At 40.6% G+C, this 12332-nt stretch carries 11 protein-coding genes and 2 riboswitches; of the genes, 7 read left to right on the top strand and 4 right to left on the bottom strand.

What is annotated here, in order from left to right; translation table 11 throughout:
- Window positions 1-41 precede the first annotated feature (41 nt).
- The gene (locus tag H9649_RS12665) at window positions 42-902 is read right to left on the bottom strand and encodes an EamA family transporter (RefSeq protein ID WP_404828754.1); all 861 of its coding nucleotides are present in this window, start codon (window positions 900-902) and stop codon (window positions 42-44) included.
- Between the two features lie 214 nt (window positions 903-1116).
- Between H9649_RS12665 and H9649_RS12670 the strand changes: the two genes are divergently transcribed.
- Entirely contained in the window at window positions 1117-2220 is a 1104-nt protein-coding gene (locus tag H9649_RS12670; RefSeq protein WP_191695269.1) for a nitric oxide synthase oxygenase, read from the top strand.
- Window positions 2221-3209: 989 nt separating this feature from the next.
- Here the strand turns inward: H9649_RS12670 and H9649_RS12675 are convergent.
- The gene (locus H9649_RS12675) at window positions 3210-3611 is read right to left on the bottom strand and encodes a hypothetical protein (RefSeq protein WP_191695270.1); all 402 of its coding nucleotides are present in this window, start codon (window positions 3609-3611) and stop codon (window positions 3210-3212) included.
- 90 nt (window positions 3612-3701) lie between these two features.
- Between H9649_RS12675 and H9649_RS12680 the strand changes: the two genes are divergently transcribed.
- From H9649_RS12680 to H9649_RS12700, 5 genes are all read left to right on the top strand, one after another.
- The gene (locus tag H9649_RS12680; RefSeq protein WP_191695271.1) at window positions 3702-5651 is read left to right on the top strand and encodes a M28 family metallopeptidase; all 1950 of its coding nucleotides are present in this window, start codon (window positions 3702-3704) and stop codon (window positions 5649-5651) included.
- Between the two features lie 176 nt (window positions 5652-5827).
- Complete coding sequence (locus H9649_RS12685; protein WP_404828751.1) at window positions 5828-5980, top strand: site-specific integrase; 153 nt, start codon at window positions 5828-5830, stop codon at window positions 5978-5980.
- 285 nt (window positions 5981-6265) lie between these two features.
- Window positions 6266-6310: riboswitch (PreQ1 riboswitch) on the top strand.
- 5 nt (window positions 6311-6315) lie between these two features.
- Window positions 6316-6801: a QueT transporter family protein gene (locus H9649_RS12690; protein ID WP_191695273.1), complete on the top strand. Its 486-nt coding sequence runs from the start codon at window positions 6316-6318 to the stop codon at window positions 6799-6801.
- Between the two features lie 46 nt (window positions 6802-6847).
- Window positions 6848-7078 (top strand): helix-turn-helix domain-containing protein, encoded by a 231-nt coding sequence (locus H9649_RS12695; protein ID WP_191695274.1) that lies wholly within the window; start codon window positions 6848-6850, stop codon window positions 7076-7078.
- A 239-nt stretch (window positions 7079-7317) separates the two neighbouring features.
- A complete protein-coding gene (locus H9649_RS12700) occupies window positions 7318-8811 on the top strand; it encodes a glycine betaine uptake BCCT transporter (RefSeq protein WP_191695275.1) in 1494 nt (497 codons plus the stop codon).
- Window positions 8812-8859: 48 nt separating this feature from the next.
- Here H9649_RS12700 and H9649_RS12705 read toward each other — a convergent pair whose 3' ends face one another.
- Together H9649_RS12705 and H9649_RS12710 are read right to left on the bottom strand one after the other, a co-directional pair.
- Complete coding sequence (locus tag H9649_RS12705; RefSeq protein WP_191695276.1) at window positions 8860-9846, bottom strand: homoserine dehydrogenase; 987 nt, start codon at window positions 9844-9846, stop codon at window positions 8860-8862.
- A gap of 93 nt (window positions 9847-9939) precedes the next feature.
- Window positions 9940-11238: an O-acetylhomoserine aminocarboxypropyltransferase/cysteine synthase family protein gene (locus H9649_RS12710; RefSeq protein WP_191695277.1), complete on the bottom strand. Its 1299-nt coding sequence runs from the start codon at window positions 11236-11238 to the stop codon at window positions 9940-9942.
- A 116-nt stretch (window positions 11239-11354) separates the two neighbouring features.
- Window positions 11355-11470, bottom strand: a riboswitch (SAM riboswitch).
- A 140-nt stretch (window positions 11471-11610) separates the two neighbouring features.
- On the opposite strand from H9649_RS12710, the gene H9649_RS12715 reads away from it, so the two are divergent.
- Window positions 11611-12246: a glycerol-3-phosphate acyltransferase gene (locus H9649_RS12715; RefSeq protein WP_191695278.1), complete on the top strand. Its 636-nt coding sequence runs from the start codon at window positions 11611-11613 to the stop codon at window positions 12244-12246.
- Window positions 12247-12332: the final 86 nt, after the last annotated feature.

A 12332-nucleotide genomic window follows, 5' to 3' on the forward strand; every position in this document is an offset into this window, starting at 1 on the left:
AAACCATCCAGGAGAAGTTTCATTTCCTATTACAAAGCTGCCTATTCAACGGCAGCCTTTTTTCGTCTTCCGCTGAACGTCAAAACGAGGATGCCTCCGAGCAATAAAGTGATTCCTGTCCAGGATAGAAGATCCAATCTTTCTCCGACAATTACTACGCTTAAAACAGCTGCCGTAAGCGGTTCAGCCAGTGACAGTGTGACAGCTGATGAAGATGGGATTTTCCGAAGACCGACTGAAAATAGAATATACGCGATGCTCGTCGTCGCGATGCCGAGGTAAACCACTGTCGAAATGCCGAGGTAAACCACTGTCGAAATGCCGGACACCGTTACCAATCCTTTCGTTTCAAATAAGAATAAGAATGGCATAAGCATGAAAGCGCTTATTGAGAAGATGACCGCCACCGACGGGATTGCTTCTGCTTTTTTCAATACCTCTTTGTTAAATAAGGTGTAAAAAGCGAATAACAGACCCGCGAAAAGAGACAGTGATACCCCGATAGGATTCACAACAAGCCCTTCTTTATTTGAAAACAGTAAAATGCATCCGACAACTGCCATGGATGTTGCAGTGAGCCAGATCTTTGTCGGCCTCGTTTTGAGAATCAGCCATTCTATAAGACCAGAAAACATCGGTGCGCTTCCGATAGCGACTACTGTTCCAATGGCGATACCGGTTAATCGAATGGAAGTAAAAAAGCAGTATTGGAAAATCGCCATTGCCAATGCCGCTAAGACTGTCGATTTCCATGGCCAATCACGGAAATTGATTTTACGTAATATGAGCATAATGAAGAGCAGTGTAAATCCACCTACCGCTAGTCTCGAAGCGCCGACTGCCAACGGATGAACCGTTTGCGGCATGAATGTTTGAGCGGTACCTGTAGTACCCCATAGCATGGCGCCAAGCAGGACCGTCAAATAGGCAATTCGCTTTGACAAAGTAATCCCCCCAATACATTGAATATATCATCTTTTCAGAGAAAAATAATCTACTTTTACAACTTCATATTTGAGAGAGAGTAGCTACTTCCAGACTTTCACCTAATTTCCTCAATATATAATCCGAAGATTTTACGTCCTATGTTAAACTAAATAAAAGGAGTTGCAACGAATGGTTCAATCTACTGCAGCAAGTAAATTATTAATGGAAGCAACGCAATTTATAAAAAATTGTTACGACGAACTTGGCGAATCTGAAGAAACACAATTGAAACGTATTGAAGAAATCAAACACGAAATACACACAACTGGAACTTATACTCATCAATCGTTTGAATTAGCACATGGAGCAAAAATGGCTTGGCGGAATAGTAATCGTTGTATAGGGAGATTACTTTGGAATACATTACATATTTTTGATGCGCGAGATGTGCATACAGCAGACGCTGCATATGAAAAATTAGTTAATCATATTGAATTTGCAACAAATGACGGGAAAATCCGGTCTGTAATCACCATTTTCCCTCCACGTAATAATGGAAAAGATCCTCTTAGAATTTGGAACCACCAATTGCTGCGTTATGCTGGATACAAAGAAGGCGATAACATAATTGGCGATTCAACATCACTCAACTTCACAAGAATGTGTGAAAAATTGGGATGGCAAGGAAATAAGACTCCCTTTGATATTCTTCCTCTTGTCATTCAAGCATTCGGTGAAAAACCTAAATTATTTACGATTCCTCATGAACTTGTTAAAGAAGTGCCTATTATCCACCCGCATCTTGACGGGTTTAACAAGTTGGGTGTTAAGTGGTATGCTGTTCCAATTATTTCAAGCATGCGTTTAGAGATTGGTGGAATTGATTACCCAATGGCTCCGTTTAATGGGTGGTATATGGGTACTGAAATTGGAGCAAGAAACTTGGCAGATTCAGATCGGTATAATTTATTGCCAGCAGTTGCAGAACTAATGGGTTTAGATACGAAGCTAAACCGATCACTGTGGATAGATAAAGCTTTAGTCGAATTAAATATTGCGGTGTTGCATTCTTATCAACAGTCGGGTGTGACCATTATTGACCACCATACAGCTGCAAAGCAATTCAATAGTTTTGAAGAAAACGAAGAAAAAAACGGACGCTCTGTTACAGGGAATTGGCCCTGGCTTATTCCTCCACTATCACCGGCTTCAACACATATTTACCATAAACCTTATAACAATGAAATTCTAACTCCGAACTATTTTTATCAACCGGACCCACAGGAAGACTAGTCGGATGCTTCAGATTCATTGAAAAAGCCATCAGTTAGTAGAGCCATACGGTCAATTTACTCACCTATAAAAGTAATTTTTTTCACGACAGAATAATGCTAGTAGTGATGCCTGATTCATATACAGAACACTATTATACACATTGCTATTTACAAATCCTTATAAACACTGGTATTATAGCTCTTGTTAAACGTGGTTCGTAACCATCCCACGAAAAAAATCGAATTATTCAAAGTCAGATGAAAAAACAACATTTACTTCTGAAATCTGTCGTATCAAGGTTTGAATGGTATTTCATGAGAATAATAGTTCAACTAGAATCGAATAAAGTAAACTGAAAACCGATTTCATTTTACACATTTTTTACACATAAGATTAAAATGATAAATATAAAGAGGAGGCTTCAGTCCCTCTTTTTTTGTTTTCAGTTTTTCAAGTAAGCTAGTTTAATTTTTTCGTTTTTGTCTTCTGTTTATCGCTCAAGCATTTTGACTATTTGATCACCATGGATGAGTACGATATCACCTTCTTCTTAAGCACCATGCACAGAACCAACACTCGGGTTCAAAAACAAAAAAAAACATCTCATATTCATGTTTAAGTTACGTTGGACTACAAATCGCTTCTGCTTTATTAGGTATATATGTTCCGAACAAAGTCACGAGCATTAAAGCTATAACAATTATAAACAATCACTTTTTCATCATAATGGGGTCTTCCTCAATATTTTCTAAACACTCCTGGTGGTCACCTAATATTGACAATATAATCTGATCATGGAACTAGCCGATATGGCACTTTTTATCTTGGAAAGGAAACACAAAGAGGTGGATGGGTTCAAGGCGTCTCGAACAAGAATTCTCAATCCCCTTTTTATGTTGCAATCCAACTATATCCCGAAAAATATAAAATCAGCTAAAAAAGGTTGTCCAAGTGTCAGTAAAACTGACTTTCTGGACAACCTTTTTAATGAACATACTGACTTACTATTACCAAACGTGTCTGTCGCTAATTTTGACTTTCTGCTCATATCGGTCACCGCAAATACAAACATAATCGGTCACTCTAAATGTCCAATATTGTTTACAGTTTAATTTTGTGATATTCTCACTCACTACATGAGTATGCAGGCCCATATACTCTTCTCTAGTAGTAACCTTCCCTGCGTTATACCTATGATGTTCATCAGGCCAGTAGCTACATGGAATGTACATAGGATTTACAATGCTGTCAAAAAACTCATCAGTCTCTTCGCTAATGACATCCGCTTTGTCTTCTGAAGCAAAACTAGCTGATGGAGCTGTGATGAACAGAGCAGCAACAAAAAGGGAGATCAATAGTTTTTTTATACCGCTCATTCCATCAATTTCTACAAATAGTGTATTTTTCATTGACTACACCTCCTTTCTATATTTATACTACTATTGTCAGTAGATTTAGACAAGGGGAAATTTAACAAAAATTATTTTTTGGGGGTAAATATGATGAATTTACGCAGTATCTTAATTGGTTCAATTTTAATGACTATCTTTTTAGTGGGGTGCAGTCAAGAATCTGACTATGGACAATTAGAAGAAACAATAAAAATCCTCACATCTGATGAAATGGATGGTCGTCTCACCGGGACAAAAGGAAATGACCTAGCTCTATCCTTCATTGAAGAAAAGTTCCGAGAAATAGGGTTAGAGCCTCTTATTGCGGATGCTGAGACGCTACTATTGCAGTATCCTCATAAATTTCATGATTTGGAAAAAGCTAAATTTCAAATACAAATGATTTCCGACAGTGGAGACGCAACAGATATGATACGTGGCGTTGATTATTTGGAGAGGACCGGTTATAGCAGCTATGAAAAAACTTTGCCCTTTACCTTTGATGTTCAAAGTCCGGAAATAGAGCAAGCTTACGTTGTAGTGAAAGACAGAAATAGTTTCCAGGAAGCTTTTGAGAAATCTCAAGGGGTATTTATTGTTGAAGAAGCTTTTTCCAAGTCATTATTAATTGACACTGTAGACAAACCCATTATTCAAATCTCTAAGGATGTGTACAACAGATTAAAAAAGATTTCTAGCGGACAAATTATGATAAATATGTCTACTGAAGAAGAAATGATAGATGCATTCAACATAGCAGGTAAAATTCCTGGTAAAGATAATGATAATGCAATTGTTCTGTCTGCTCATTTTGATCATGTAGGAACTGTGGGTGATTCCATTTATCGGGGTGCCATTGATAACGCGTCCGGAGTTGCAGTGCTACTTGAAATAGCCAAAGCATTAGGAAGCTCTCCAGAAGAATTTGATAGTGATATTATCATAGTTGCCTTTAACGGTGAAGAATCAGGGCTTCAAGGTAGTTATCATTTAGCAAAAGAGTTGAGCGACAAATATAATAGCATTTATAACATTAATTTAGATTCCTTGTATAAAGCTCCAATAAGTATTGTTTCACGGGAGGGTGAAGTTTCAGATGATTTGTTGGGAGACCTGATTTCTGTCTTAAAAGAAAATAGCGTGGATCTCAACACTGATTTGAGTGGAGGGTTAACTAGCGATCATTCCAACTTCCTCTTCAATCATATTAATGCCTTGACGATTTCCAGCCAGAATGTGACCCCAAAAATACATCATCCCTTGGATACAATTGAAGAAATTGATTTCCCTTCATTATTGAAGATAACCGATAGTATCATCCAATTCATCAATGATTGTCACCATAAAGAATACCCCGATTCACATGACCACGACCATGATCACGAAAATCTTTCTCAAGAAGACGAGGAAATTCATAGTGAATTTTATCAAACAGAAAGGGCGAAACTGAATCACAATGAATATGTGTATAAGCAAAACCCTAAAAATGATATTTATTACTTTATAGCAAATGAGGATTACACATTTACAGATCTTCTGGAATTCAAGAAATACTATCCAAAGATTAAGTATAATCCAATAATTGATGAATATCATATAAATTCTATAAGTGTCTTCAATTTATATAGCGAAGGAATTGACATGGGTGAATTGGAAGAAGAAAAAGTGTACACGCAGGAATTGAGTTCTGACGATGTATTGTTGTTTTCGTTTCGATATTCAAGCATTAATGATGAGAAGCAAAAGCTTCATGTAGATATAAGCAAGGAAACTTCAAGGGAAAACACGGAGCTTGATGAAGTGATGGTTATTAAGGATATACCATATACACTTCTTTACAGTTCAAACAAAGACTATCTTTTGGGGTTTTCATATCACCAAGAAGTTAATGGGCTTACTTATGTGGTAAGCATTGTAAAAGGAGAAGAGGTAGTTAGTGAGTTCGAAGGCCGCCAAACAACAGGTATGGAGACGACATTGACTAAGGAAGGTATTAGAGGCTTAATTGAGGATATCAAAATTCATGAATTCGTTCAAAAAACTATAAAATCCTTCTAGTTATCATTTAGAGAAGCTATAGGATAAACGAAAAAAGGGAGCGACTCTCTCTCTTTTTTTTATGCAAGCAGTTGATAGAAAAAGACGAGGGAGTGCTCGATAAAATAGCAGTAAAGAAACGGCCAGTGCTATATTTATTGTTATTGGCATTTGTGTCCGGGATGAGGTTTTCCGAAATGATTGCACTTAAAAGAAAAGACTTCGATTTCGAGAAGAACTTGATGACTATTTCAAAGGCAAGAGGTTACTCATCGAATATGGGCGATGGTGAGCAAGAAACAAAATCTATAGCTTCCGAACGCGTTATTGAAATCAACAAAAAACAATGATTCTTTTCGAAGATTATTTCGATACTACTCCAAACAAAGCACTAAAAAAATATTGGATGAATTGAAAATAGATCACATCTCAATTCATGGGTTAAGGCACACGCACGCCAGTGTCTCGTTATATAAAGGAATCTCCATTCGAGATTATGCTCACTTAATCAAAGAAATGAAGAAGCGCGATGAGCAGAAACGATGGATATTTTTGAAGTGATTTAAAACCATTTCACACATGGTTTACACATTGCTATTTACAAATCCTTATAAACACTGGTATTATAGCTCTTGTTAAACGTGGTTCGTAACCATCCCACGAAAAAAAACTAGGAGAAATGCATATGAAAGTTAAAACTATGGCAACGAGCGGTATTATCGCTGCGTTGTATGTCGTTGTGACGTTTTTGATAGCCCCTTTCGGCTTCACAAACATCCAGTTCCGCTTGTCTGAGATGTTCAATCATCTTGTTGTTTTCAACAAAAAATATATAATCGGGATTGTGCTTGGTGTATTTGTTTCAAACTTGCTGTTTTCTGAACTTGGACCGATCGATTTGGTCTTTGGTGTCGGACAATCCTTGTTGGCGTTATCCATCACGATTTTCTCAGCGAAGTTCATTAAAGGAATATATGCTAGGATGCTGTTCAATACTGCGGTATTCACTTTCACGATGTTTATCATCGCATGGGAATTGAATATCGTGTTGAAACTTCCTTTCCTATTGACATGGTTCTTCGTATCTGTTGGAGAATTTGCTGTCATGCTGATTGGAATTCCTGTAATGATCGCGTTGAATAAACGTTTACATCTTGATAAACTGATTTAAAAAGGGGCGGAATTCCGTCCCTTTTTCTTTTACTAGGAGGCTTATTATGTACATGACAATCGAAGAGACTGCTGACTATCTAGGAATGCCTGTCCGCCAAGTACAGAATTATGTTTTGGAAGGGCGTATAAAAGGGATACATGATGGAGAACAATATTTAGTGAATCAATCTCAGTTTGAACTTTATTTCAAGCAATTGGAAACCGTAAAACGTCAAATTGAGGATTATTTGAATGAACAAATTCCACCTGACAGGGATATAAAAGATGAAGATTAAACTTCTCGGCAGATAGTTATAAAGACCCCATTAATTTATTTATCCGCATGGTTTTGCCTATCAATTCCTTACGGCTGGATAACCTTCTAACTGTTGGTGCTATGTAGATTATACGGTTTAATGAAAAAGTAAAGTATACTATTTAGCATTTTTACAAGGTAGCCCTTGCTTTTGCTTTCCTACAAAATGGTTGGTATAGTTTATAGTCGTTAAAAAACTGGAGTTCCATAGGGGGAAACATGAAAAAAATATCAAATGTATTTTACATCACAATCGGTCTCATCATTTTGGCCGTCGGTTATGGCGTTCTCGCTTCAGACAGTTTCGAGACCGTCACAGGCACAATTAAAAACTTCGTTTCCTCTTCATTCGGATGGTATTATATGATGTTACTGTCCCTTCTGCTTGCACTCAGTGTCTTTTTCATATTCAGCCCGTTCGGGAAAATCCGGTTGGGGAAAGATACAGATCAGCCGCAATTCTCTACTATCTCCTGGATCGCCATGCTGTTTTCTGCCGGTATGGGAATAGGTCTCGTCTTTTATGGGGCAGCTGAACCGCTATCACATTATGCCATTAGCCCGGCAACAACCGAGCCGAACACAAACGCAGCATTCAAGGAAGCACTCAGACAATCATTCTTCCACTGGGGACTCCACGTCTGGGCCATGTATGGAGTTGTCGCACTCGCGCTCGCATATTTCCAGTTCCGCAAAGGGGAACCGGGGTTAATTTCAGCAACATTGAAGCCGATCTTCGGCAAGAAGATGGAAGGTCCGTGGGGCACCCTTGTCGATGTACTTGCCGTTTTCGCAACCGCTTTTGGAGTTGCAACATCACTCGGCTTCGGTGCTGTTCAAATTAACGCAGGCCTGAACTATCTGTTCGGCTTCGAGATCGGAATTCGCTCCCAATTCATCATCATTGCGATTGTCACTGTCCTTTTCATCATGTCCGCCTGGTCCGGTCTCAGCAAAGGCATCAAGTACTTGTCCAATACGAACTTGGTATTGGCACTGGCTCTGCTCGGATTTGTCGTGATTCTTGGACCGACACTGCTTATTTTCAATATGTTCACGGATTCAGTGGGCGGCTATTTAGCGAATCTTGTGCAAATGAGTTTCGGGACTGCCCCGCTGAATGAAGGGAACCGGGAATGGCTGGATGCCTGGACGATTTTCTACTGGGCATGGTGGATTTCATGGGCACCATTCGTAAGCATGTTCATCGCCCGCGTCTCAAAAGGCCGTACCATCCGTGAATTCATGATCGGGGTTTTATTAGCACCGACACTATTGAGTGCGTTCTGGTTTTCCTCATTCGGAACTACCGCTATCAATATCCAGCGTGAGGGTTTGGCAAATTTAGCTGAAGCTTCTACAGAGCTGATGATTTTCAACATGTTCAGCACAATGCCGTGGTCATTCTTCATTTCATTGATCGCTATCCTGCTGATCGCTTCCTTCTTCGTCACGTCTGCAGATTCAGCGACATTCGTGCTCGGGATGCAGTCAACATATGGCTCATTGACCCCGCCCAACAACGTCAAGATCATTTGGGGGATCATCCAGTCTGCAATCGCGCTTATCTTGCTGTCCGTCAATGGACTTGACGCTTTGCAAAATACGATCATTATCGCAGCATTGCCGTTTTCCTTTATCATCCTTCTGATGATCTTCTCTTTATTGAAGGATTTGAACAGGGAATTGAAATCAACACGTATGAAAAAATAGATGCAAAGAGCCATCCCAGATGAGGGATGGCTCTTTCGTTGTTACATTTTAATTCAGAATAAGCTCAGTCGCTTGCTGACGGATGATGTGCAGCAAATCTGCGACCATTGCGCTTCCTGTTGGGTACATGCCTGCTCCAGGACCAATCAGGGTCAAGGCGCCCAAATACTCCGTTTCGATGATGACAGCATTATCTACGCCGTCAATATTGTATAGCGGATGATCCGGCTCGAGTAGGACAGGACCGACTTTCCCCGTTATACTTCCATCTTCGTTCTTGCGAATGTCAGCTACATGGCGATAACGAAAATCCGCATTAGTCGCTTCCACTATATCATCGGCTTGGATATGATCAATACCGACGACAGAGACCTTTTTCCATTCCGGCTGATTGCCAAAAGCTAATGAGCTTAAGATCATCAGTTTATAGAATGCATCTCCCCCGCTGACGTCATCAGTGGGATCCGCTTCAGCAAATCCCCTTGCTTTTGCATCTTGTAATGCCGTTTTAAAAGATACACCCTCTTTTCTCATGTCTGTGAGAATGAAGTTCGACGTCCCGTTTACTATTCCTTGGATCCGTTTGATGCGATCTCCTGCCAAGAGATTCTCGACTGTCCGAATGATAGGTACACCACCCGCAACCGTCGCTTCATAACCGACATGCACGTTTCGAAATTCAGCGTGCTTCAATAATGCAGGACCGTGCTTTGCGAACATCTTTTTATTTGCAGTGATAATGTGAATTCCTTTTTCAATTGCCTGTGATAAATATGTGTACGCTGGCTCTTCGCCGACTATTGCTTCAAATATAATATCGATATCAGGAGTGTTCAGAATGTCCTCAAACGCATCTGTCACAACGATGTCAGGTGAGAGGTCTCGTTTCTTCGTTACATCCTTGACGAGCACGGCTGCAATCTCGATTGTATATCCTGTTTGCTTTTTGAGTTGTTCTTTTTTTTCGTTCACGATTTTATAAACGCCTTCACCGACAGTTCCGAAGCCGATTATAGCGGCTTTCATTGACGGCATGCCGCCCACCTCCATAAGACCATTTCCATACGATTGGTATATACTACATTATGTTTCATTTAGAAAACGCGCGTCCTAACTTGCTGTTCGCTTTTATGCTGACGTTACGGGAACCGCTTTTGCAATTGCCTGTTCCAGATCCGCAATAATGTCTTCAGGTGATTCAAGACCTACAGACAAGCGAATCAATTCTTCTGGTGTTCCTGAGTTTTTCAAGTCTTCCGCTGACAGTTGCTGATGTGTTGTAGAAGCAGGGTGGATAATAAGTGATTTTGCATCACCGACGTTGGCCACATGAGACCAGAGCGTAATGTTGTCAATCACTTTGCGACCTGCTTCACGGCCACCTTTAATACCAAAGACGATGACAGAGCCGAAGCCATTCTTCAAATATTTCTTCGCATTGTCATGCGTCGGGTGTTCTTCTAGTCCTGCATACGTAACCCACTCAACAGACGGATGAGCCTGTAGGAATGCTGCTACTTTTTGTGCATTTTCATTGTGGCGTGGAACGCGTAAGTGCAATGTTTCGAGTCCTTGCAGGAAATTGAATGCACTGTCTGCATCGAGACACGGTCCGAAGTCACGTAGTAATTGAACACGCAGTTTGGTCGCAAATGCAGCGGCTGCCGTGTCAATGCCATAACGTAATCCGTTGTATGTTACGTCCGGCTCTGTGAAGCCTGGGAATTTCCCTTTCGTCCAATCAAACTTCCCAGCATCTACAACGACACCACCGATTGTCGTACCGTGACCGCCAATCCATTTCGTTGCGGAATGGATAACGACATCTGCTCCAAACTCGATAGGGTTCGATCCGTATGGGGATGCGAATGTATTATCGATGAGAAGTGGAATATCATTGGCATGAGCGATGTTTGCGACTGCTTCGATATCTAGCACTTGAAGACTTGGATTACCAATGGTTTCTACGAATATAGCTTTCGTCTTGTCGTTGATTGCAGAACGGAAGTTTTCAGGGTCAGAAGCATCAACGAACTTTACATTGATACCGTAGCGCGGAAGCGTCACAGCGAAAAGATTATACGTACCACCATATAAATTGCTTGCCGCGACAATTTCATCACCTGCTTCTGCGATATTCAATACAGAGAAAGCGATGGCAGCCATTCCGGAAGATAAGGCAACAGCGGCAGTCCCACCTTCTAGCAGAGCCATTCTTTCTTCAAAAACAGAGACGGTCGGATTCGTAATTCTTGTGTAAATATTGCCTGCTTCTTGCAAAGCAAATAAGTTTTGGGCATGTTCAGTATCGCGGAAGACAAATGCGGTCGTACGGTGAATCGGCACTGCACGTGAACCCGTTGTCGGATCCGGCTTTTGGCCACCGTGTAATAGTAGAGTTTCAGGTTGAAGTGATTTGTTCGTCATTGTCATTACCTCCAGTAGTTTTTTTAAGATGAACGTGCAATGCGGAGGCGTTGGGGGTTTTGGGAATAAAAAATAACCCCGTTCGCTAAGAAGAGGGTTACGCTTTCGCTTATTCCCCCTTATCTTTCAGACCGTTTGCACAAGTCTGTAGGAAGTAGCACCTTTGCAAGTTCATCACTTGCCGGTTGCCGGGCATCGCAGGGCCTAGTCCCTCCGCCGCTCTTGATAAGAGTTTGGATATTCAGTTATTCATCTTGTGCTAAAGTATAGGGCTCTTCTTTTCATCTGTCAAGTACTTATGTATAATTTTTCTGAAGGTTGTTTGTACACAGAGTGTTATGATGAGTATATATTTTTATTGGGGGAATTTTTATGGGGATATGGATAATTGGCGTTATCGTATTTGGATATCTCATAGGATGCTTACATGGATCCACGGTGGCGCAGTGGTTTTCAGGAGTTAATTTGAAAGAAACGGGTGTAAAGAATGCAGGTGCGTCTAACGCAATGATTGTTCTCGGGAAGCGATTCGGTGCACTTGTCGCCATTATAGATATAGGCAAAGGGGCTTTTGCTATTTTAGCAGTTCGTGTTGCCGCTGAACAATTTGGCCTTCCCGTTGAACATTTGACCGCGATGCTTTTTCTAGTCGGCGTAGCAGTCGTTTTCGGGCACAACTTTCCGTTCTATATGAACTTCAATGGCGGTAAAGGGACCGCTACCGTTATCGGTGTACTGTTCGCTCTTGATTGGCGGTTTGGCCTTGTAGGTCTTGTGTTGTTCATCCTCGTTGCACTGATGACCGATATTCTTGTGTACGGTGTTTTTATGCTCTACGTAACTTTTCTCGCAGGGGCCATTTGGATGGTTGGCTACTGGCCGATTATTATTGCCCTGGTACTTTTTGCAATGGCTGTTTGGAAACATCGGGAAAATATTAAACGAATTCGCGAACGGACGGAGCCTAGGGTGAGTGCGGTTTTCAAAAAGAAGAAAAGTTCAACGTAAATTTACTGTAATCATTTCTTACTATTTACGTGTTGGATACTTCACAGGAAAATAGGAGGCTGTTCTATATAGTCATCAAACACGAC

It is taken from the genome of Sporosarcina quadrami (assembly GCF_014836615.1).
GTDB lineage: Bacteria > Bacillota > Bacilli > Bacillales_A > Planococcaceae > Sporosarcina > Sporosarcina quadrami.